The organism is Humibacter sp., from assembly GCF_035547335.1.
Classification (GTDB): Bacteria; Actinomycetota; Actinomycetes; order Actinomycetales; family Microbacteriaceae; genus Humibacter.
Window position 1 is genome coordinate 20,406 of sequence record NZ_DASZVF010000012.1, and the last position, 22,809, is coordinate 43,214.

Annotated in this window: 16 protein-coding genes; 4 read left to right on the forward strand and 12 right to left on the reverse strand. The window is 69.3% G+C overall.

Features of this window, described 5'->3' with window-relative positions:
• Position 1: 1 nt before the first annotated feature.
• Positions 2–2,893: an excinuclease ABC subunit UvrA gene (uvrA, locus tag VHB92_RS03955; protein WP_325451618.1), complete on the reverse strand. Its 2,892-nt coding sequence runs from the start codon at positions 2,891–2,893 to the stop codon at positions 2–4.
• 105 nt (positions 2,894–2,998) lie between these two features.
• Between uvrA and VHB92_RS03960 the strand changes: the two genes are divergently transcribed.
• The gene (locus VHB92_RS03960) at positions 2,999–3,778 is read left to right on the forward strand and encodes an aminoglycoside phosphotransferase family protein (protein ID WP_325451620.1); all 780 of its coding nucleotides are present in this window, start codon (positions 2,999–3,001) and stop codon (positions 3,776–3,778) included.
• A gap of 61 nt (positions 3,779–3,839) precedes the next feature.
• Here VHB92_RS03960 and VHB92_RS03965 read toward each other — a convergent pair whose 3' ends face one another.
• The 6 genes from VHB92_RS03965 to uvrB all read right to left on the reverse strand — a co-directional run bounded on the left by VHB92_RS03965 (position 3,840) and on the right by uvrB (position 10,277).
• Positions 3,840–4,355, reverse strand: a complete 516-nt coding sequence (locus VHB92_RS03965; RefSeq protein ID WP_325451622.1) for a hypothetical protein — start codon at positions 4,353–4,355, stop codon at positions 3,840–3,842.
• Positions 4,352–5,626: a DUF58 domain-containing protein gene (locus VHB92_RS03970; RefSeq protein WP_325451624.1), complete on the reverse strand. Its 1,275-nt coding sequence runs from the start codon at positions 5,624–5,626 to the stop codon at positions 4,352–4,354. The genes VHB92_RS03965 and VHB92_RS03970 overlap by 4 nt, the downstream gene beginning before the upstream one ends.
• Positions 5,623–6,639, reverse strand: a complete 1,017-nt coding sequence (locus VHB92_RS03975) for a MoxR family ATPase (RefSeq protein WP_325451803.1) — start codon at positions 6,637–6,639, stop codon at positions 5,623–5,625. Before VHB92_RS03975 ends, VHB92_RS03970 begins: the two co-directional genes overlap by 4 nt.
• A 23-nt stretch (positions 6,640–6,662) precedes the next feature.
• Positions 6,663–7,283 (reverse strand): hypothetical protein, encoded by a 621-nt coding sequence (locus tag VHB92_RS03980; RefSeq protein WP_325451626.1) that lies wholly within the window; start codon positions 7,281–7,283, stop codon positions 6,663–6,665.
• A gap of 13 nt (positions 7,284–7,296) precedes the next feature.
• A complete protein-coding gene (locus tag VHB92_RS03985) occupies positions 7,297–8,097 on the reverse strand; it encodes a DUF4129 domain-containing protein (RefSeq protein ID WP_325451628.1) in 801 nt (266 codons plus the stop codon).
• 110 nt (positions 8,098–8,207) lie between these two features.
• Positions 8,208–10,277 (reverse strand): excinuclease ABC subunit UvrB, encoded by a 2,070-nt coding sequence (gene uvrB, locus VHB92_RS03990; RefSeq protein WP_325451630.1) that lies wholly within the window; start codon positions 10,275–10,277, stop codon positions 8,208–8,210.
• 323 nt (positions 10,278–10,600) lie between these two features.
• Here uvrB and VHB92_RS03995 point away from each other — a divergent pair, with 323 nt between their 5' ends.
• Positions 10,601–11,920, forward strand: a complete 1,320-nt coding sequence (locus VHB92_RS03995; protein WP_325451632.1) for an MFS transporter — start codon at positions 10,601–10,603, stop codon at positions 11,918–11,920.
• 154 nt (positions 11,921–12,074) lie between these two features.
• On the opposite strand, the gene VHB92_RS04000 is transcribed toward VHB92_RS03995, so the two are convergent.
• The 5 genes from VHB92_RS04000 to VHB92_RS04020 all read right to left on the reverse strand — a co-directional run bounded on the left by VHB92_RS04000 (position 12,075) and on the right by VHB92_RS04020 (position 21,166).
• Positions 12,075–13,220: an acyltransferase gene (locus VHB92_RS04000; protein ID WP_325451634.1), complete on the reverse strand. Its 1,146-nt coding sequence runs from the start codon at positions 13,218–13,220 to the stop codon at positions 12,075–12,077.
• Positions 13,217–14,719 (reverse strand): AMP-binding protein, encoded by a 1,503-nt coding sequence (locus VHB92_RS04005; protein WP_325451636.1) that lies wholly within the window; start codon positions 14,717–14,719, stop codon positions 13,217–13,219. The genes VHB92_RS04000 and VHB92_RS04005 overlap by 4 nt, the downstream gene beginning before the upstream one ends.
• A 189-nt stretch (positions 14,720–14,908) precedes the next feature.
• Positions 14,909–18,412 (reverse strand): thiol reductant ABC exporter subunit CydC, encoded by a 3,504-nt coding sequence (cydC, locus tag VHB92_RS04010; RefSeq protein ID WP_325451638.1) that lies wholly within the window; start codon positions 18,410–18,412, stop codon positions 14,909–14,911.
• A 113-nt stretch (positions 18,413–18,525) separates the two neighbouring features.
• A complete protein-coding gene (cydB, locus tag VHB92_RS04015) occupies positions 18,526–19,557 on the reverse strand; it encodes a cytochrome d ubiquinol oxidase subunit II (RefSeq protein ID WP_325451640.1) in 1,032 nt (343 codons plus the stop codon).
• 31 nt (positions 19,558–19,588) lie between these two features.
• A complete protein-coding gene (locus VHB92_RS04020; RefSeq protein ID WP_325451642.1) occupies positions 19,589–21,166 on the reverse strand; it encodes a cytochrome ubiquinol oxidase subunit I in 1,578 nt (525 codons plus the stop codon).
• 308 nt (positions 21,167–21,474) lie between these two features.
• Between VHB92_RS04020 and VHB92_RS04025 the strand changes: the two genes are divergently transcribed.
• Together VHB92_RS04025 and VHB92_RS04030 are read left to right on the forward strand one after the other, a co-directional pair.
• Complete coding sequence (locus tag VHB92_RS04025; protein ID WP_325451805.1) at positions 21,475–21,834, forward strand: BlaI/MecI/CopY family transcriptional regulator; 360 nt, start codon at positions 21,475–21,477, stop codon at positions 21,832–21,834.
• 5 nt (positions 21,835–21,839) lie between these two features.
• On the forward strand, positions 21,840–22,802 hold the full coding sequence (locus tag VHB92_RS04030) for a M56 family metallopeptidase (RefSeq protein WP_325451644.1): 963 nt from the start codon (positions 21,840–21,842) through the stop codon (positions 22,800–22,802).
• Positions 22,803–22,809 lie beyond the last annotated feature (7 nt).

Sequence of the window (22,809 nt, forward strand, 5' to 3'; positions counted from 1 at the left end):
GTCAGGCGGTCTTCTGCTCGATGCGGCTGTCGGCATCCAGAATCTCGCGGAGGTACAGCCCGGTGTGGCTGCCCTTCACCTGGGCGATCTTCTCGGGCGTGCCCGTCGCGATCACCTTTCCACCTCCCGAGCCGCCTTCCGGCCCGAGGTCGATGATCCAGTCCGCCGACTTCACCACGTCGAGGTTGTGCTCGATGACGATCACGGTGTTGCCCTTGTCGACCAGCCCGTTCAGCACTTCGAGCAGCTTGCGCACGTCTTCGAAGTGCAGGCCCGTCGTGGGCTCGTCGAGCACGTACACGCTGCGCCCGTTGCTCCTGCGCTGCAGCTCCGTCGCGAGCTTGACGCGCTGGGCCTCACCACCGGAGAGGGTCGTCGCGCTCTGTCCGAGTCGCACGTACCCCAGACCCACGTCGACGAGTGTCTGGAGGTAACGGTGGATGGCGGAGATCGGCCTGAAGAACTCGGCGGCCTCCTCGATCGGCATGTCGAGCACTTCGGCGATGTTCTTGCCCTTGTAGTGCACCTGCAGGGTGTCGCGGTTGTAGCGGGCTCCCCCGCAGACCTCGCACGCCACGTACACGTCGGGCAGGAAGTTCATCTCGATCTTGATGGTGCCGTCGCCGGAGCACGCCTCGCAGCGGCCGCCCTTCACGTTGAAGCTGAACCTGCCAGGCAGGTAACCGCGCGCCTTGGCCTCCGCCGTCTCTGCGAACAGCGTGCGGATGCGGTCGAACACACCCGTATACGTCGCGGGGTTCGACCGTGGCGTGCGTCCGATCGGCGCCTGGTCCACATGCACGACCTTGTCGAGCTGCTCCGTTCCGGTGACTCTGGTGTGCTTGCCCGCCACCTTGCGCGCCCCGTTCAGCCTGTTCGCCAGCACCCGGTAGAGGATGTCGTTGACCAGCGAGGACTTGCCGGAACCGCTGACCCCCGTCACCGCGACGAACACCCCGAGGGGGAAGTCGACGGTGAGGTTGCGCAGGTTGTTCGCGTTCGCTCCCACGACCCTGAGCATCCTGGTCGGATCGATCGGCCTGCGGTGCGACGGCGTCTCGATCGCCTTGCGGCCGGCGAGATAGTCGCCCGTGAGCGACTCCAGGTTGTCCAGCAGCTCGTCGTACGTGCCGGAGTGCACGACACGGCCGCCGCCCTCGCCGGCACCGGGACCGATGTCGACGATCCAGTCGGCCGTGCGGATGGTGTCTTCGTCGTGCTCGACCACGATCAACGTGTTGCCCAGGTTGCGCAGCGCCACGAGCGTGTCGATGAGTCGCCGGTTGTCGCGCTGGTGCAGCCCGATGCTCGGCTCATCCAGCACGTAGAGCACGCCGGTCAGACCCGATCCGATCTGTGTCGCGAGCCGGATGCGCTGCGCCTCGCCTCCGGACAGCGTCGCCGCAGCCCTCGACATGCTCAGATAGTTCAGCCCGACCTGGATGAGGAAGTCGAGCCGAACCTTGATCTCACGCAGCACCTGGGCCGCGATGGTCTGCTCGCGCTCGGTGAGCTCAAGCTTGTTCATGAACGACCTGGCATCCGCCAGGCTCAGGTCGGCGACATCGGCGATGCTGTGCTCGTGGATCAGCACGGCGAGCACCTCCGGCTTGAGGCGCTTGCCCTGGCACACCGGGCACGGAACCTCGCGGAGGTACTCCGACCAGCGCTGCCGCTGCGAATCGGAGTCCGCCTGCAGGTACTGGCGCTCGATGTACGGCACGACGCCCTCGAAGCCCGAGGTGTAGCTCAGCTCACGGCCGTACCTGTTGCGCCATTTGACCTTGACCTTGAAGTCCTTGCCGCGGAGGATCGCCTCCCGCACGCTGCGCGGAAGCTCGTCCCACGGTGTGTCGAGGTCGAAGCCGAGGTCGCGCGCGAGACCGTCGAGGAGCTTGTCGTAGTACTGGTAGAGACCCTTGCCCTGGGTGCTCCACGGGACGATGACGCCTTCGGAGATGCTGAGCGACGGGTCGCCGAGGAGCAGCTCCTCGTCGACCGACATGCGCGTGCCGAGACCCGAGCACTCCGGGCAGGCGCCGAACGGCGCGTTGAACGAGAACGTGCGCGGCTCGATCTCGGTGAGCTGGATGGGATGCCCGTTGGGGCACGCGAGCTTCTCGCTGAAATTGCGGACGGCATCCGGACCGGACTCGTCGACGAAGGCGACGGACACCAGCCCGTCGGTGAGGCGAAGCGCCGTCTCGAGCGAGTCGGTGAGCCGGGTCAGGATGTCCGGACCCGCCACCAGCCTGTCCACGACGACCGAGATGTCGTGCTTGTACTGCTTCTTCAGCGTCGGCGTGCTGGAGAGCTGCACCTGCTCGCCGTCGACGAGGGCGCGCGAATACCCGGATGCCGACAGCTCGGCGAAGAGGTCGACGAACTCGCCCTTCTTCTGCTTGACGACCGGGCTGAGCACCAGATAGCGAGTGCCGGGCTCCAGCTCCATCAGCTGATCGGCGATCTGCTGCACGGTCTGACGCTGGATGACCTCCCCGCAGATCGGACAGTGCGGGACCCCGATGCGCGCCCAGAGCAGCCGCATGTAGTCGAAGATCTCGGTGATGGTGCCGACCGTCGACCTCGGGTTGCGGTTCGTCGACTTCTGATCGATCGAGACGGCCGGGCTCAGGCCCTCGATGAAATCGACGTCGGGACGGTCCACCTGACCCAGGAACTGCCTCGCGTAGGCGGACAGCGATTCCACGTAGCGGCGCTGGCCTTCGGCGAAGATCGTGTCGAAGGCCAGAGAGGACTTTCCCGACCCGGAGAGGCCGGTGAAGACGACCAGCGAGTCGCGCGGGATCTCGACGTCGACGTTGCGGAGATTGTGCACGCGGGCACCGCGAACGCTGAGTTTGGAGTGGGCTTCCACTTTCGAGATCGACACCCGAAAAGTCTAGGTAAAGCCACTGACATTTGACTGGGCCGGGGGCCGCGTTCGCCCATGGCGTCCTCGAATCCCGGTGTCGGTGGCTGCCGATAGCGTACCGGCATGGCAGCAATGGCGGACGGCGGTTCCGAGTTCGACGAGGGGACCGAGGTCGACTTGCGCGGAGGCAATGTCACGCCCGTCCGGCGGCGGGGCGACGTCGTCCTGCGAGAGGCAGGACCGTGGACACCGACGGTGCACGCCGTGATGCGGCACGCGCGTCGGACCGGCGTCGCGGGCATCCCAGAGCCGCTGGGTGTCGGCGAGGACGGCCGTGAGGTGCTGGGCTTCCTGGAGGGCGAGGTGCCCTCGTACCCGATGCCTGCGTGGGTGTGGCACGAGGCCGTGCTCGAGCAGGCGGCGCGGATGCTGCGCGACTGGCACGATGCCACCGCCGACTTCGATGCGGCAGAGGCCATCTGGCGGCTCCCGGCGCACGAGCCGGCCGAGGTGATCTGTCACAACGACTTCGCGCAGTACAACCTGGTGTTCGAGCCTCACTCCGACCCGCCGCGGCTCGTGGGCGCCATCGACTTCGACACCATGTCGCCGGGGTCGCGGGTCTGGGACCTCGCGTACCTCGCCTACCGGCTGGTTCCCTACCTCGAGCATCCGGAAGCCGACGCCCCCGACGCGGCAGCCCGCAAGGAACGACTGGACACGCTCCTGCGCTCGTACGGCGCCGAATTCTCTCGCGCCGACGTCTTCGAGGCGATGTCCGCTCGCCTCGTCGAGCTGGCCGAGTTCAGCGATGACCTCGGGCAACGCACCGGCAGGACCGAGCTCGCCGACCACGCGAGGATGTACCTGAGCGACGCGGAACGCGTGGCCACCTTTGCGTGACCACCTTTGCTTGAGCACCTCTGCGTGACCACCGCGTCGGCCGTGCCAGGGACGGGCCCGCTCACCGCCTCCTGATCACCAGGACGACGAGCAGCGCTACGCAGGCGGCGGCGAACGCCGCGAAGAGCCCGGGCAGCGGCAGCGCGGGGACCCCGGACGACGTGACGAGCAGAGCGACGGCGAGCACGGCCTGCGCTGGGACCTGAATCGCCAGCCAGCCGAGCATCGGCGGGCGGAGCGCTCGCAGCTGAAGCACTCCCCCGGGAGCGACCACGATGGACAGCGAACCGATCACGTGCAGCAAATGCACTGTCGCGAGCGTGGCGTAAGGATGCCAGTCCGCCGCCGACGGGACTCTGGCGAGTTGGGCCAGCGCGATGACGAGGGCGCAGGCCCAGGTGCCGAGTGCGCCGGGGAAGATTCCCCCGAGGATCGCGAAGGCGGCGCCGGCGTATCCGAACGGCGCGGGAACGAGGGTCAGCGCCGCCGCCGAACCGAGCAGGGCGGCCGCGAGCCGCGGGGTGAAGCCGGGCACGTAGGCACCGGCGGAGATCCGGGCATGGAGGCGTTCACTCATGGTCGCCTCGGCAGTGAGATCGAACGGAGGTCGGCCGCCAGTCGCACGGGTGACCCATGCCACGCGATCACATCGGCGCCGACCGCGCGCAGCTCGTGCAGCCGCTCCTCGCGGCGACCGAGCACGATGCGCAGAGCCAGCAGCTGACGGCGGTTGAGCGCCCCTGCGTCGACGGCGGGCAACGTGTCGACCGCGAGCACCCGGTGCCCTGCTGCACGCCAGAGCGAGGCGAGGCTCACGGCATCGCCGTCCAGGTACGTGGACAGCAACACGATCATGGCCCCTGGGGCGACGAGCGGAGTGCGAGCTCGCGAGAGGAACCTGGGGTGCGGACTGGTGGCAGCGATGGCGGCACGCAGCCGCTCGCGCTGACGGCCGCCCGCGCCTCGCGGTACGGCGCCGCCGGCGCGCGAGAGCACCTGGAACGACACGGAGTCGCCCGCGGCGAGGTAGGCGGAGGCGAGGCTCCATGCGGCGTTGCGGGCGACATCCATCGACGTCGTCCCGGTCAGCGTAGGATCGCCGAGCGTCCATTCCGACACGGCCTCGCCCACATCGTCGGAGTCGTCGAACACGATGGCCACGTCGACGTCGGATGTCGCGTTGGTCCTGTGCACGTACAGGTCGCCGGGCCGTCTCGCGAGCCGTGCAGTGGCCTTCCAGTCCACGCGCCGCAGCCGGTCGCCGGTGGAGAACGGGTGGATGTCGCGGAACTCGCCCCCGTCCCCCGGCCGCGCCGACTGATGTGCGCCCGTGAGACCGCGCAGCCTGCGCGGAACCGGCAGGAAGCGCACCGGGGTCAGCTCCGGCTCGACGACGAGGTGGAGGGACCGCCGCTGCCCCGCGTCGGCGATGAACGCGCCGACTCCTCCCACGGCGCGATGCTCGACGGCGAGCACCTCCTGTTCGCCGGAGTGGGCGAGCGGCACTCGGGCCGTGAGCCTGGCGGGCGGGCGCACCGTGAACTCCTGCACCTCGAAGCCCAGCGTGGTGACCCGCAGCAGGGCGACATCGACGTCGTGCGGGGCCGTGACCTCGATGCGGACCGTCACGGGGGTCGCGCCCGACACCTCACGCGCTGCGGCGTCGTGCGCGAGTTCGACCCGGACGCCGGCGATGGAGGTGGGCCGCCTCGCCACGACGACGGCGACGAATAGGCAGACCCCGACGACGGCCACGTCGGCTCGGCCGTACAGCACGGAGGCCGTGCAGACGATGATGCCCAGCAGGGTGCCTGCGGCCGGGACGACGGTGCGTCGCCACCTGGTCATGGTCGGGTTCCGGACCTGGCTACGGCGGGCGGCCCTGGCACCAGGTCGACGATCGCCGCCACGATGTTCCCGGCATTGGTGCCCGCCGCCCAGGCGGCAGGGGTGAGCGTGAGGCGGTGCGCGAGCGCGGGCACCGCTACGCGCTTCACATCGTCAGGCGTGACGTAGTCTCTGCCGTCCATGACCGCCAGCGCGCGGGCGACGAGCATGAGCGCCTGCGATCCGCGAGGGGACGCACCGACCTCGACCGCGCGGTCCGCCCTGGTCGCGGCGGCGAGGTCCACGCAGTAGCGCACGATGTCCGGGTCCACGTGCACGCGCTCGACGCCCGCCTGCATGCCGAGCAGGCCGGGGGCATCCGTCACCGGATCGACCGTGGCCACCTCCACCCTGCGCGCAAGGCGGTTGGAGAGCACCCGTTCCTCTTCTGCCCGGTCCGGATACCCGACGCTCAGCCGCACCAGGAACCTGTCCAGCTGGGCCTCGGGCAACGCGTACGTGCCCTCGTACTCGATGGGGTTGGCGGTCGCGATCACGTGGAACGGTGCAGGCAGCCCGAAGCTCGTGCCCTCCACGGTCACCTGGGCCTCGGCCATGGCCTCCAGCAAGGCGGACTGCGTCTTGGGCGCCGTGCGATTGAGCTCGTCAGCGAGCAGCAGGCCGGTGAACACCGGTCCTGGACGGAAGACGAACTCGCCTGTTGCCGGTGCATAGACGTACGAGCCCGTGATGTCGGCGGGGAGCAGGTCGGGGGTGCACTGCAGGCGGCGGAACGGCAGGCCCATGGCGGCGGCGAGACTGCGAGCGGCGAGCGTCTTGCCCAGCCCGGGCACGTCTTCGAAGAGCACATGGCCCCCGGCGAGGATGCTCGCGAGAGCGATGCGCAGCGGGTCGCCCTGCCCGATCACCACGTTCTCGACGGCGGCCAGCACTCTCCCGGCAGTCTCGGCGATCGATGAGACGGAGGCCGGCGCAACGGAAGGCGCGGCGTCCGTGGTCTCTGGGTGCTGCATCCCGCGGTCTTCGGTCACGTCGTTCAGCGTCCTCTCCCGTGTGCGGCATCCGATGGGGTGCCACGCGACCACGCGGGGTCGCCTTGTGCGACATCCGTCGCGTGAGCCGGGTTCCCGTCGATCCGCGAAGCGGGTGCCCGCAGCGCGCCCACGACGGCGTCGAGCCGGTCGAGGGCATCCAAGCACACTTGCAACTGGCCGGCGGACGGCAGGATGCCTCGCACCGGATTCAGCGCGGCATACGAACGCTCGCCGATCGCCGCGACGATGGCAGCGTGGTCAGCCGATGACGAGAGGTCGAGCCCGTGCCGAGCGAGCCGAACGGCGGCCAGTTCGCGCACCGCCTTGAAGCCGGGCTCCCGCACGGATCCTCTGCGCATCTGGAATCCCCACGCCAGGCGCGCCACGTCGGATCGCGTCCCGGGGCGCGGCGCCGGCCGTTTCAGCGGCCAGCGCACGGCGCTGGGTCCGCTGTAGGCGGCCCACGCGAGACCGATCGCGACGGTCAGAACGCCCAGCGCGCAGGCGAATCCGAGGTCCACTCCGAAGTACCAGAGGAGCGCCCCGACGAGCACGCCGGCGATGAGAGCTGTGGTCATGCGACCGGGCGTCATCCCGGGCTCGGGCGGCGATTCGTCGGTCACGGCGCCTCCCCGGTCACGATGCGCCCGCCGTTCCCCGGCCGGATGCCGCGGCGCCCTCCCCGCCCGACCCGCGCCCGGCGGCAGACGTCGCAGCGTCGTGCCACGAGTCGCGCAGCCGGGTGAGGCAGCGTCGGGCGAGCTGCACGGTTCCGTCGTCGACCGGATGACCGCCGAAGCGCACGCCCTGATACAGGTCGAGCAGCGTTCGCGCCGCCTCCCGGTCGGTTCCGAATCTCGTCACGATGCGTGCGGTGTACTCCCCCGGCGTCTCCGATGGGCGGCGTCCAGCACCGGACGCCTCCGCGGCATCCTGAAGCCCCAGCCAGGCGCGCACGATGGCATCGCGGGGTTCCCGCGCCTCGTCGAGCAGGGAGATCGCCCTCGCGATTCCGCGGGCGACGACGGGTGCGGCAGGTTCGTCGGTTCGCACCGGCTCCGCTGCGGCGATGACCGAGGATGCGCGCCCATCGCGTTGCGCCGACAGAACCCGCGAGCGGCGCAGGGCACGACGGATCAGGTACACGAGGATGCCCGCGATGACCACAGCGGCGAGGGCCGACCAGAGCAGCCACTGTTGCAATTGAAGGGGCGCGAGGTGCTGCTGAGCGGGCAGTGGCGCAGGACTGCCCGTCTGAAACGGACCGGGAAGCACCCGACGCGGCAGCCCGTCGCCTGCCGTCGGAAGCCACAGCGGGCGTCCGGCGCGCAGCGGCCCAGACAGCAGAGTGCCGACCACGAGACCCAGCCCGAGCACCACGACGACGATCAGGGCAGCGGTCGTCGGCCGCCGCCGGGAGTCGTCGTCATCGCCCACGCATTCACGCTAGGCCATGCCGCGGCGGTGCGACCCGCAAAGCGATGGAGGGGACCGCCGGGTTCGACGTCATCCGCCCTGCGAGAACTCCCGCTCGAACTCGCCACGGCTCATGCGTGACCGGCCTTCTCCATCTGCCGGAGATCGCGTTTGAGATCCGCCAGTTCGTCGCGCAGCCGCGCCGCCAACTCGAACTTCAACTCGCCGGCGGCCGCCAGCATCTGGTCGTTGAGGTCCGCGATGAGCGCCTCCAGCTCCGCGGCGCCCTCCGCGGCTATGCCCTCTCTGCGCAGGTTCGGGGTCGGCGACTTCTTCTTCGAGGAGCCGTCGCGTTTCGCGAGCAGCTTCTGCGTGTCGGCTCCCTCGCGCGCCAGCACGTCCGTGATGTCGGCGATGCGCTTGCGCAGCGGCTGCGGGTCGATGCCGTGAGCCTTGTTGTACTCGACCTGCTTCTCCCGCCGCCGGTTCGTCTCGTCGATCGCCTGCTTCATGGAATCGGTCAGCACGTCGGCGTACATGTGCACCTCGCCGGACACGTTGCGGGCGGCACGACCGATGGTCTGGATGAGCGACGTCGACGACCGCAGGAATCCCTCCTTGTCGGCGTCGAGGATGGCCACCAGCGACACTTCGGGAAGGTCGAGTCCCTCTCGCAGCAGGTTGATGCCGACGAGAACGTCGTAGACGCCCTGACGCAGTTCGGTCAGCAGCTCGACGCGACGCAACGTGTCGACGTCGGAGTGCAGGTACCGCACGCGCACCCCGGCTTCCGCGAGATAGTCCGTGAGCTCCTCGGCCATCTTCTTCGTCAAAGTCGTGACGAGAACGCGTTCGTCGCGCTCCACGCGAACCCTGATCTCCTCGAGCAGGTCGTCGATCTGCCCCTTCGTCGGCTTCACGACGACCTCGGGGTCGACCAGGCCGGTCGGTCGGATGATCTGCTCGACGACGCCGTCCGCGATGCCCATCTCGTAGCGGCCCGGCGTGGCGGACATGTACACCGTCTGTCCGATGCGCTGGGTGAACTCCTCCCACTTCAGCGGGCGGTTGTCGAGCGCGCTGGGCAGCCGGAAGCCGTGCTCGACGAGCGTTCGCTTGCGCGAGGCATCCCCCTCGTACATCGCACCGATCTGCGGAACCGTCACGTGCGACTCGTCGATGATGAGGAGGAAGTCGTCGGGGAAATAGTCGAGGAGGCAGTGCGGCGCCTCACCGGGCATGCGGCCGTCGATGTGCCGCGAATAGTTCTCGATGCCGGAGCAGAAGCCGATCTGCTCCATCATCTCCAGGTCGAACGTGGTGCGCATGCGCAGCCGCTGCGCCTCCAGCAGCTTGCCCTGTCGCTCCAGCTCCTCCAGCCGCTCGGCGAGCTCCACCTTGATGGTGCCGATCGCCCTCTGCATGGTCTCCGGGCTCGCCGCGTAGTGCGTCGCAGGGAACACGGACACCGCGTCGAGCTGCTTGATGACCTCGCCGGTGAGCGGATGCAGCGAGTACAGCGCCTCGATCTCGTCGCCGAACAGTTCGATGCGGATGGCGTGCTCCTCGTACATCGGGATGATCTCGATGGTGTCGCCGCGCACCCGGAACTTGCCGCGGGAGAAGTCGATGTCGTTGCGCTGGTACTGCATGTTGACGAACATGCGGATGAGATTGTCGCGGCCGATCTGCTGGCCGACCTGGAGCGCCGCCATCGCGTCGAGATACTCCTCGGCCGCACCGAGACCGTAGATGCACGACACGGTGGAGACGACGACCACGTCGCGCCGGCTGAGCAGCGAGTTCGTGGTCGAGTGCCGCAAGCGCTCGACCTCGGAGTTGATGGACGAGTCCTTCTCGATGAACGTGTCCGTCTGCGGAACGTACGCCTCTGGCTGGTAGTAGTCGTAGTACGAGACGAAGTACTCGACGGCGTTGTGCGGCATGAGCTCGCGGAACTCGTTGGCCAGCTGGGCGGCGAGGGTCTTGTTGTGCGACAGGACGAGCGTCGGCCGCTGCACCTGCTCGATGAGCCAGGCGGCCGTCGCGGACTTGCCGGTGCCGGTCGCGCCGAGCAGCACGACGTCGGTCTCTCCCGCATTGATACGGGCGGCGAGCTCCTGGATCGCCTGCGGCTGATCGCCACTCGGGGCGTACTCGCTGACGACCTCGAGCGGGCGGACGGCACGGGTCGTTTGCATGCTTCAAGTCTAGGAAGTCCCCCCGACAAGCGATTGAGCCGAGAGCGATCAGAGCTTGCTCTGATCGCCGAGGCGATTGAGCTTGTTGAGTGTTGCGAACACAAGCGATTGAGCCGAGAGCGATCAGAGCTTGCTCTGATCGCCGAGGCGATGGACGTCTTTGATCCGCACGTCGGCAGCGTCGCCGAGGGGCGTGCGGATCATAGGGTGATGTCTTGCATCCGCGGAAGGCTCTGGGCGGATTCGTCACTCGCGCACTCTGCGCGCTTACGGACATCGCGTATTTTCCGGAGAATGTATTCAGACTCCGACGGATCGAGACGATGACGACGACAGCGACGAAGCAAGGCAAACGCGGAACGCCCATTCTCTGGCATCGGCGTCGGGGGCGCGTCGTGGTGCTGCTGTGCATCATGTACTTCATCGCGTACTTCGACCGGAACAACATCGCGACGGCCGGCCCCAGCATCATCAAGGAGTTCCACCTCACCAACACCGAGTTCGGCCTGACGGCGTCGGTGTTCGCGTTGTTCTACGCGTTGCTGCAGGTGTTCGGCGGGTGGATCGGCGAGAAGATCGGTCCGCGTCGCGGACTCCTCATCCTCGGTGTGCTGTGGGGTCTCTCCACGTTGTTCACCGGGCTGGCAGTCGGTCTCGTGACGCTGCTGATCGCCCGCGCGATCCTCGGGTTCAGCGAGTCGGCCACGTTCCCCACCGCCACGCAGGCCATGAGTCGGTGGGTGCCGGCCGACCGGAACGGCTTCGTGCAGGGCATCGTGCACTCGGCATCCCGCCTGGGCACGGCTATCGCGCCGATCGCTGTGGCGGCCATGATCCTGTGGAGCGGATGGCGCGCCTCGTTCATCTACGTCGGCATCCTGAGCGTGCTGTGGGCACTGATCTGGTACGCCATGTTCCGAGACCGTCCTCGGGAGATGAAGGGCATCACGAAGCAGGAGCTCTCCGAGGTGCCCGACCTGCCTCGAGCCGCCGACCTCCCACCGGTGCCGTGGAAGCGGCTGATCCGCACCATCCTGCCGGTCACCCTCGTCGACTTCGCCTACGGGTGGGTGGCATGGGTGTTCTTCACGTGGATCCCGACCCTGCTCTCCGACGTCTACCACCAGGACGTGGCCAAGTACGGCCTGCTCACTTCGCTCGTGCTCATCGGAGGAGTCGTCGGCGACACGCTCGGCGGTGTGGCGAGCGACTGGCTCATCCGCCGCGACTGGTCGGCACGCAGCGCGCGCAGGGCGCTGCTGCTGATCGGATTCATCGGGTCGGGCGTCTGCCTCGTTCCCCTCGTCTTCACTCCCCCGCTCACCGTGACGGTCGTGGCGCTCGCGTTCTCGTTCTTCTTCCTCGAGCTCACGAACGCACAGTTGTGGGCCATCCCAATGGATGTCGCGCCGACCTGGTCGGGGACGGCGAGCGGCATGATGAACACCGGCTTCGGCATCGCCGGCATCGTCTCGCCCATCATCGTCGGTGCGCTCGTGGACTGGACGGGCGGCTTCGCGTGGCCGTTCGGTCTGTCGATCGGCATTCTCCTGGCGGCGACCGTGCTCGCAGGCATCATGCGCCCCAAACTCGTGCGCGCCGACGTTCCGCCCGAGGATGCGGCGGTCACCGGCCAGGCGTGAACGCGAGCGCCAGGTGGCGCCCGTCGCGCGTCGTCGACGGGTGGGTGGCCGATCGGTGCGTGACCGATCGGCGCGTGACATCGGTGCGTGACCGATCGGCGCTACGCGATCTCCACCGACGGAACGGTGCTTCGTCCGAGGCGGCCGACGCCGATCAGCCCGGTGGGACCTCGAGCTGCTTCGCCGGGTGCAGGCGAGAGCTGTACCGGCGACCGGTCAGCGGCAGGCTCGCCGGCGTGCGCCGCGCGACCTCCGTGATGAGCACGGCGCCCGCGATCACGAGAACGTAGGCCACCAGCGTGAGCCACGGGGTCGGCACGTTGCGCTCGAGCCAGTCGTCGCCTGCCCACAGAAGCACCCAGAGCACGAGCGGGTGGGAGAGGAAGATGCCGAACGACCGATCGGAGCCCAGGTCGACGAACCGCGCCATGACCGAGCCGGCGCGCCGCCGGTCGGCCCACCATGTGCCGATCGCGAGGAAGCCGAGCGCGATGGCGACGCTCCACAGGATGACGACAGGCTGCATCGGGGTTCCCGCGCCGTAGAAGCTGCTGCCGCGGGCCACTTCGATCCAGTAGAAGCCGAGCATCACGACCGCGCAGGCCAGGACCAGCCAGCCGATGAGACCGCGGTGCGCTCGGATCCACGCCAGGAACTGGGCACTGTGATCGGCGGCGACGGCGCCTGCCATCACGAAGAACGAGTACGTGAAGACGATCTGCTTTGCCCACTCGCCGTACCAGCCGGTCGTGGCGTGCGCGTAGTGGTACCAGGACATCAGCGCCACCTGCACGAGGAGCGCGGCGGCGAGCAGCATCCAGTGCCTGCCTCTCGTGCGGCGCACGAGCCACAGGATGACGGGCACGAGCAGATAGACCTGCATGGTCACGAGCAGGAAGTACAGGTGGTACCAGGCGCTGCCGGTGAGCGTGGCGAACACGAACTTCACGACGAGATCGCCGATGGTCCCGTTCGGGTGGTGCAGGTATCCCGCCACGACATAGATCGCCGACCAGACGACGTAGGGAACACCGACGAGCAGGAACCGCTTCGGCCAGAACTTCCGCATGGGAACCGGCCGGGCGTCGTAGGAGTAGACGAGCACGAACGCGGTGAGCGCGAAGAACACCTCGCGTGTGAAGTGCAGCAGGTCGAGCAGCATGTACAGGCCGATGTCGTCCGGCCCCGCCGTGTGGCTCGTGGTGTGCACGCCGATGACGCAGACGAAGGTCAGGATGCGCACGATATCCACCTCGTAGAGGTGGCGGGAACGCTGCCTTCTGTTGACCGCCTCGCTCATTCGCCGTTCGCCGCTGCTTCGGCCACCAGTCCCCGCAGACGCACGCGCTGCACCTTGCCGGTGGCAGCGCGGGGCACGTCGTCGACGACGGTGATGGTGGTCGGCCGCTTGAACTTGGGCAGCAGACGCTCGGCGAGCCGCCCGAGCCGCTCGACGAGCTCTTCATCGTCGGCTCCGCTGCGAGCGGACTGCACCGGGATCACGAACGCGACAGGTACGGATCCGAGCACGTCGTGCGGTGCCCCGACGACGACGACCTCGCGAACCGCCGGGTCGGTCAGGAGCGCCTCCTCGACCTCGAGCGGGTACACCTTCTCGCCTCCGCGATTGATCACATCGTCCACTCGGCCGGCGAGCGTGACGTAGCCGTCGGGGTCGATGGACCCGAGGTCGCCGGTGCGCAGCCAGCCGTCCGCGTCGAACCGGTCGGACGCCGCACCGCCGAAGTAGGAGTCGATGACCCCGGCGCCGCGGATCCAGAGCTCACCCACGTCTCCTGGCGCAGCCTCTCCCGAGGCGGGACGCACCTGCACCTCGGTGCCCACCGGCACTCCCACGGTGCCTGCGCGCGGCGCGTCGACAGGTGTCGCCGTGATCTGGCTCGATGCCTCCGTCATGCCGTAGCTCACCACGAGCGGGATGTCTGCGAACGCCTCGGCGACCGGCGCCGGAAGCGGAGCGGATGCCGTGCGGATGAGCCGCAGGCCCTCCGGCGGACGGATCGGCTCGGAGGCGAGCACGGCCAGGATCGCGGGCACGGCGTTGATCCACGTGATCCGCCGCGAGGCCATCAACGGCCAGAATCCGGTGCGGTGGAACCGTTCGTCGAGCACGAGCGCAGAGCCGGCCGAGAGCGTCGACAGCAGGCCGACGACCTCGGCATTGATGTGGAAGAGCGGCAGCGGGTTGTACCCGCGGTCGTGTTCCGTGAGGCCGAGGTGCGTGGCGACGGCCTGGCCGACGAAGGCGAGCTGATCGGCGCGAAGCTCGACACCCTTGGGCGTTCCCGTGGAGCCGGATGTGAACAGCATGGCGGAGCCGCCGTCGCGGAACACGGGTGCGGCATCCACGTCGCGTGCCACGCCGCCATCCACCGGCAGCACGGGTGGATCGATGCGCCGCACACCAGCCTGCGCTGCGAGGTCGTCATCGGTGCAGACCAGAGCGGTCTCACCGTCGATGAGTGCCGCCAGCCGAGCGATGTCGGCAGCGCTGGACGCGGGATCGATCGGGACAGACCGGTGGCCAGACGCGATGAGGCCGAGATGCGCAACGGCGAAGGTCAGCGGGTCGCGCTCACGCAGGAAGACCGTCGTACCGGCGCGCAAGCCACCGGCCAACACGAACGCTGCGGCAGCAGTGGCGGTGTCGCCGAACGTGATCGCACGATCGCTCCTGGCGTCCTCGAGGTAGCTGTGCTCGCCGTGCGAGGAGGCCCGGTCGAGCAGCAGACTTCCGATCGAGGGGATGCTCGCACCGTCTGTTCGCTCGCTGATCACCCATCGATGGTATCGGCGGGCCCTATGAGTGCGCGGTGTGCCCGGTCGGTGCGAGGTGGGCGCGGGACCGTGACCGTGCACCCGGTCGGTCGTGTCGGGCGTTGTCGACGGCGTCCGGTCGCGCCGACGATACCTGGCAGTGTCGACGGTGTCGGGTCGCGTCGAGGCTGCCGGGCCGCATCGGCGCTGTCAGGCCGCGTCGGCGGTTCTCGGCGACGACTGGTGCTCGCCGCGGCCGGCGTCGACGGCCCCGCGCAGCTCCACCGTGTGGTCGGCGCCCCGTGCCTGCGCAGCGTCGTGCGTGACGAGAATCGTCGTGCGATCGTGCAGCGCCGCCCTCAGGTCGGCCATCAGCTCGGCAGAGGCCTGGGCATCGAGGTGAGCCGTCGGTTCGTCGATGAGGACCACGTCGCCGTGGGCGAGCAGCGTGCGGGCCACAGCAACGCGCTGACGCTGCCCGCCCGAGAGCTGCCGCCCGGCGGAGCCGATCCTCGTGTCGAGCCCGTTCGGCAGCGAGGCGAGCAGCGACTCCAGGCCCACGCTGGTCAGCGCATCGGTGAGCTCCGCATCCGTCGGCCGTTCGGCACGAGACCGTGCGATCACCAGGTTGGCGCGAAGCGTGGAGTCGAACAGGTGCCCCTCCTGCGGGCACCACGCGACGCGCGTGCGAAGGCGGCGGGGCGAGACGGTGCGCGCATCCCGGGTCGCACGCTCGCGATCCCGTCCGCTCACCTGCAGCAGGTACCTGCCCTTGTCCGGATCGGCGAAGCGCAGGAGCAGGGCGAGCAGCGTCGACTTGCCCGACCCGCTCGGCCCGGTGACCGCGAGCCACTCTCCCCGGCGCGCACCGGCCTCGACTCCGTCGAAGACGGGCAGTGCGGCATCCGGATAGCGGTAGGAGACGCCGTCGAGCCGGATGCCGTCCAGCGCTCCGAACGATGCCTGCTCGTTCGCCTCCGCTCCCCCGTCGGACTCGCCCTGCACGAGCGGACGCGATGCGCCGGCGATGCGCGAGAGCACGCCCGCCAGAGCGGCGGCGCGCGACGCCGCCGTGACGCCGTCGGTGAGCGGTTCGATGAGCGCGAGCGGCACGAGCACGAGCACCGCCACGAGCTCCGGCCGCAACACGCCGGATGCCACGGCGCTCGCCGCCAGCGGAAGCATGGCCACGGCCGCGACGCAGCAGGCCGCCGTGACGAGAGCGGAGGATGCGCCCTCGGCGTACGACACGCGCCGTTGCCCGCGGGCGGCCTCGGCCCCGGCATTCCGGATGCGCCGCAGAACGCGCTCCGTCGCGGCAGCGGTGAGATCGTCGCGCGCGACCAGCAGGTCCGTGAACGACTCGAGGGTGGCGGCCCGCGCTCGTTCATCCTGTCGGGCGGCGAGCCGTCCGGTGACGGCGGCGACGGCGGGCGCGACGATGACGGCGACGACGGCGAGGCAGCCCAGAAGAAGACCGGCGGGCGGGAAGAGCATCCACGGCGCGACCGTCGCACCGGCCGCGACGATCATTGCAGCGACGGGCGGTTGGACGACGCGGGGAACGAGATCGCGCAGCCGGTCGGCTGCTCCCACCAGCGTGCCCAGCGCGTTCGCCGGCGAGAGAGCTCGGCGTCCGGCCGGTCCTGCCGCGGCGAGCGAGCGCCACAGCCGCAGCCGCAGCCCCGTCGTCGCACGGAAGACGGCGTCGTGCGTAAGCAGGCGTTCGACGTACCGCAGCACCGAACGACCGATGCCGAAGAACCGCACGCCGACGATCGCGACGAGGAGGTACATGATCGCCGGTTCCTGGCTGGCGCGAACGATCAGCCAGCCGGACAGCGCCGTCAGCGCGATGGCGAACCCGCTGGAGAGCACGCCGACGAGGGCGGCGCCCAGCATCCGCCACCCGACGGGTCGGAGGAAGCGCGCCAGTTCGCGTATTGCGCCGGCCGGACCAGGGGTGCTGCGCTCGCTTGCGGAGCGCAGCTCGTTGTCGCGCCTGCCAGGGGCGAGGAGCTCGGCCTCGCCTGTGACGGCCGTCTGCTCGGTCTCGCGGTCGCTCTCCCGCTGCAGCTCGTGACCCGTGTGCGCAGCCTCGGCCGCGTCTTCCCGGTGGGCCAGGGAACGGAGCGCGGCACGCTGCTCAGCGGGGTGAGCCGGGGCCGGAGTGCCGACCTGCACGATGCGGTCGGCGAGCACCCGGATGCCGGCGTCGTGCGAGGCCACGATGACCGTCGCCCTGTCGCGCAACCGGGTGATCTCTCGGCGCGCGGCGGCCGCGGAGACGGCGTCGAGGTGCGCCGTGGGCTCGTCGAGCAGCACGAGCGTGGCGCCGGCATCCACGGCGGCCAGTGTCCTGGCGAAGGCGAGCCGTCTCGCCTCGCCGGGGCTCAGCTCGGCCGGGTCGCAGTCGGCCAGCGGACCGAGCCCCACCCGATCCAGCAGCGCGGCACCGTTCCCCTGCGCATACAGCTGCACCTCGTCGGCGACCGTGCGGGAGGAGAAGTGCGGATGCTGCGGCATCCATACGATCCGATTCGCACGCGGGGCGACGACGCCGCCCGTGCATCGCGCCTCGGGATCCAGCGTGGCCCCGCGGCCGGCGAGCACGGCCAGCACCGTCGACTTGCCCGCGCCGCTGTCTCCCGCCAGCAGCGTCAGCGCCCGCTGCGGCGCCCGGAACGACAGATCGGCGATGACGGGCAGCGTGCGGCCCGGATAGCGGACGCCGAGTCTGTGCACGACGACGGCCGAGCCCGTCCTTCGCCTCAGTCTGTGGCCGACGTCGGACAGGGCGATGGCATCCTTCGCCCTGCGCAGCGCCTCGCGCCCGGTGTCGGATGCGTGGAATGCCGCTCCCACGTCGCGGAGCGGCGCGTAGCACTCGGGTGCCAGGATGAGGGCGACCAGCCCGGCCTGCAGCCCGAGCTCGCCGTGCAGCAGCCGCACGCCGATGATCACGGCCACGACGGCGACCGAGATCGTGGCGAGAAGGTCGAGCGCGAGCGACGACAGGAACGCCGTGCGCAGCGTGGTCATGCTCGTTGTGCGATGGTTCTCGGAGATCTTCTCCAGCGCGTCGGCCTGCTCCCGGTCGCGGCCCAGGCCGACGAGCACAGGCAGCCCCCTCGCAAGCTCGACGAGGTGATCCGAGAGCCTGCCCAGCGCATCCAGGGACGCGGAGACCCGCTCCCGGGTGTGCAGGCCGATGAGCGCCATGAAGAACGGGATCAGGGGAACCGTCACCACGATCACAAGGGCGCTCACCCAGTCGCTGAGCAGGATGCGCGCTCCGACAAGCAACGGAAGGGTCGCCGCGCTCACGAGCGACGGCAGGTACGAGGTGTAGTAGGCGTCGAGCTCGTCGAGGCCCGTCGTGGCCAGCGCGGCTTCTGCTCCGACGTTGCCGGGCCGGCGCAGGAACGCACGGGCGAGCCGGATGCGCAGCCGCTCCTTGACCCCGGCCGCCGTCGAACGGGAGACGACGTGCAGCGCCCACACCGCCAGGGCGCGCACCAGGGCTGCGGCAAGGCCCTCTGCGACGGCGGACGCGGTATCAGCATGTCCCACGACCGCGACGACTCCCCCGGCCAACGCATCCGCGACGAGCACCAGACCGAGCGCCTTGAGCGCGCCAAGCGCGCCGAGCAGAAGGAGCCTGCCCTTCCCCACCTCGGCCAGCCCGGCAGCGGGAGTCGGGCGTGCCGACATATCGCCGGCGCGCGTCGGTCGCGCCGACCCGTCGCCGCTGCGGGACCCCTCAGTACCCTCCCGCGGCTCGCGGCCGGTCGTCCGCACCTCCGTACCGGCGGCATCCTGCGCTGTCATCTCGGCTTCACCGCCGCCTCCACGGGGCGCGCGGCGGGGATGCTGGCGCCGCTGATGCGCTTGCGGAAGACCCAGTACGTCCAGCCCTGGTAGGCCAGCACGAGCGGCAGGCCGAAGGCCGCGACGACGCTCATCACGCCGAGCGTGTACGGCGAGCTCGATGCGTTGGACACCGTGAGGTCGTAGCCGGCGTCGATGGTGGATGGCAGCACGACCGGGTACGCGTTGACGAAGATGGAGGCGGCTCCGAGCACCAGGAACACGCCGAGCCCGGTGAATGCCGCTCCCTCCTTGCCGAGCCGGAACGACCGCCACGCCCAGACCGCTCCCGCTACGGCGATGCCGAGCAGGATCCAGGTGAATGCCTTGCCGTGCAGCAGCTGCACGCCGATCGCCCACGCCGCGAGCGGGAGCAGGAGGACCGGCATCCAGCGCACGGCGAATCGGCCGGCTCTTGCTCGCACGTCGCCCTCGGTCTTCAGCGCGAGGAAGGCGGAGGCGTGCACGAGACAGAACCCCACGACGGCGAGACCGCCGACGACCGCCCATCCGTTGAACCAGCCGAACGGGCCGGCGACGGCGTCGCCGTTCGCATCGACGGGCAGTCCGGTCGTGGTCAGTGCCAGTGCGGCGCCGATGCCGAATGCGGAGACGAATGACCCCGTGCCGAGCGCGACATCCCACATGCGGCTCCAGCGTGCCGTGTGCCCCTTGCCGCGGTATTCGATGGCGACGGCCCGGAAGATCAGGCCGAGCAGCACCACGACCAGCGGCAGGTACAGCGTGGAGAACAACGAGGCGTACCAGTACGGGAAGGCCGCGAAGGTGGCGCCGCCCGCCGTGATCAGCCACACCTCGTTGCCGTCCCAGACCGGGCCGATCGTGTTCAGCATGACGCGCCGGTCGGTCTCGTTGCGGGCGGAGACGAGCATGTGCATTCCGACGCCCAGATCGAAGCCCTCGAGGAACAGGTAGCCCGTCCAGAGCACGGCGATCAGGATGAACCACACGGTGGGGAGGAAGTCCATGACGGTACCTCGTTTCTTTCAGCGGCGCGCGTCAGTAGGCGAAGGCGAGCACGTCGTCGTCGGCCGGCGCATCCGGGTCCTTCGGCTTCTCCCCCAGCTCGGGGATCGCGCTCACCACGCCGCCGCGGATGTACTTCACGAGCAGCCGCACCTCGACCACCATGAGCACGGCGTACACGAGCGTGAACGAGCACAGCGAGAAGAGGATCTCGCCGAAGCTCACACCGGGTGAGACCGCCGCTGCCGTGAACATGAACACCCCGTCGACGCCGCCCGGCGTCGGGTTGGGCGCCACCACGAACGGCTGACGGCCCATCTCGGTGAAGATCCACCCTGCGGAGTTCGCTGCGAACGGCGAGAGGATGCCAGCGACGGCCAGCCACATCAGCCACCTGAACCGCGGAACCGTCCCTCGTCTCGTGAGCCACAGGGCGACGGCAGCAGCGAACGCGGCGAGCGCACCGAACAGGATCATGAGCCGGAACCCCCAGTAGGTGACGGCCATGATGGGCACGTAGTTGATCGTCTGGCCGGCCCGGGCGCCGAGTTCCGGGTTGTCGGGAAGGTGAGTGCCGTACTTCTGCTGGTAGCTGGGCACGAGCTCGTTGACGCCTCTGACCGGCGTGTTGAAGTCGCCGTTCGCGAGGAAGCCGAGCACCCCTGGAACCTCGAGCACGTCGACGACGCCCTTGCAGTCCTTCGAGCCGGGGTCGCCGAGGGCGAGCACGGAGAAGCTGGTGCCCGTGTGGCATGCGGCTTCGGCCGCCGCCATCTTCATCGGCTGCTGCACGAACATGAGCCGGGCCTGGGTGTCGCCCGTGATCGCGACGCCGGCGAACGCGATGATCGCCGTGACGGCTCCGATGCGCAGCGAGGTGATCCACACCCGGTGGTCGGCCTTGTCGCGACCCGGGACGTTCGCCGCCTCGCCCACGACCACTCGCCGGTCCGGCCCGACGGTGTCGATGCCGTCCCGTCTGCGCTGCCAGAGGTGGTACCACGCGACGCCGAGCAGCATGGCGCCGCCGACCGACAACGCGCCGAAGATCGTGTGCGTGAAGGCCGCGACCGCCGTGTTGTTGCCGAGCACGGCCCAGACATCCGTCATCAGCGGTCTGCCGTGCACGAGCTTCACGCCGACGGGATGCTGCATCCACGAGTTCGCGGCGATGATGAAGTACGCCGAGACGACGGAGCCCATCACGGCGAGCCACAGGCACGCGAGATGGATGCGCCGTGGCAGCTTGCCCCAGCCGAAGATCCAGGCGCCGAGGAACGTCGACTCCACGAAGAACGCCAGCAGCGCCTCCATGGCCAGTGGAGCGCCGAAGACGTCACCCACGAAGCGGCTGTACTCGCTCCACGCCAGCCCGAACTGGAACTCCTGAACGAGACCGGTGGCCACGCCCATGATGAAGTTGATCAGGTAGATCTTTCCCCAGAACTTCGTCATGCGGTAATAGCGTTCGTTGCCCGTCCGCATCCACATGGTCTGCATGAGCGCGACGAGCGGCCCGAGTCCGATGGTGAGCGGGACCATCCAGAAGTGGTAGACGGTGGTGATCCCGAACTGCCAGCGGGCGATCAGGAGTGGATCAAGCCCTGTCATGACGTGCATGTCGCCTCGTCTTCCTGCTACTCGGTGCCTCTGCCTTGTGGGCCTCGTGCCGTGCGTGCTGTGCGGACGTCCTGCCCGATCGGGATCCGGCTCTGTCCGTGTTTCGGTCTGTCCGCGTCACGATCTGCGGGCGTCTTACGGCCCGGGCGCGTGGTGCTGTCACCTCCGCCGTGCCCCGCGGTCGCTCGCTCGGCGTGTCCGTTCTACAGTCCGTAGAATTCTACGCGTCGTAGAATGTTGTACCACTGTCACCCGAAGATTTCTACACGCGGTAGAATCAATGCATGGCAAGTCGCACTGTGGTCAGACTCGGGGAGCTGGAGCGCGCGATCATGGACGTCGTGTGGGATGCTCAGGCGCCCATCGCCGCGACCGATCTGCGAGATGCGCTGAAGGCTTCGGCCCATGACGGCAAGGAGCCGGCCATCACCACCGTCATGACGGTGCTCTCCCGGCTGGAGGGCAAAGGGTTCGTCGTGCGCGACCGGGAGAGCCGGCCGCACCTGTACCGGGCCGCGATGAGCCGTGAAGACCACGTCGCCGAGCTCATGCACGAAGTACTCGGGTCGGCATCCGACCGGGATGCCGTGCTCGCCCGCTTCGTCGGCCAGGTGACGCCCCACGATGCGGAGCGCCTCCGCAAGCTGCTGGACGCCTAGGCGCGATGCTCGCCGTCGCCGCGTCGCTGGCGCTCCTCGCCTTCGCTCTGGCCTGGCCGGTCCCGGTCGTGCTGGCCAGGGCCGCATGGCCGCGCCGCATGCCGGGAGCCGCGCTCGTGCTGTGGCAGGCGATCGCACTCGCCGGCGCGCTCTCGATGATCGGCGCCCTGCTCGTGTTCGGACTCATCCCGTTCGGCGACGACCTCCCGCACGCTGCCGGGTCGTTCGCCGCCGACTTGCTGGCGGGGCGGCTGCCGTCGGATGCCGACTTCTTCCAGATGTTCGCGCTGGCGGGCGCCGTGCTGCTCGGCGTGCACCTTCTGCTCAACCTCGTGCGCACCACCTGGCGGGCGGAGCGTCATCGTCGACACCACGCGCAGCTCCTGCGGCTGCTCTCCGACCCGATGCCCGAGCGTCCTGGAACGCGCGTCATCGACCACGCCACCCCCATCGCGTACTGCCTGCCGGGAGCGCCTCGCGCGACCACCGTGCTCTCCGCCGGCCTCCTCGAGCTGCTGACCGAGGAGGAGCTCGCTGCCGTCGTCGCCCACGAGCGTGCTCACGTCACCCAGCACCATCACGTACTGCTCGTGGCGTTCAGCGCATGGCGCAGTGCACTGCCGTGGTTTCCCATCGCCACCAGGGCGCAGGAGGCGGTCGGCCTGCTGATCGAGCTGCTCGCCGACGATCAGGCCAGACGAACCGTGTCGGAGCGCAACCTGTCCCGGGCCGTTGCTCGCGTCGCGCTGGCGGGGGCGCCGGCATCCGGCCCCGTTCCTGTCCAAGCTGCAGGTCCCGGCGTCGCGCCTGCACCGATGCCGTCAGGTGAATGGGCGGATGCCCGTGTCGCCCGCCTGACCGACCGTGCTGAGCCGGCCGCCCCCGCGTTGCGCTTCTCGGTGCTGACCGGAGCGCTCGCTCTCGTGGTCGTGCCGACGCTGATGCTGCTCGGTCCTGCCCTGTACTGAGCAGACC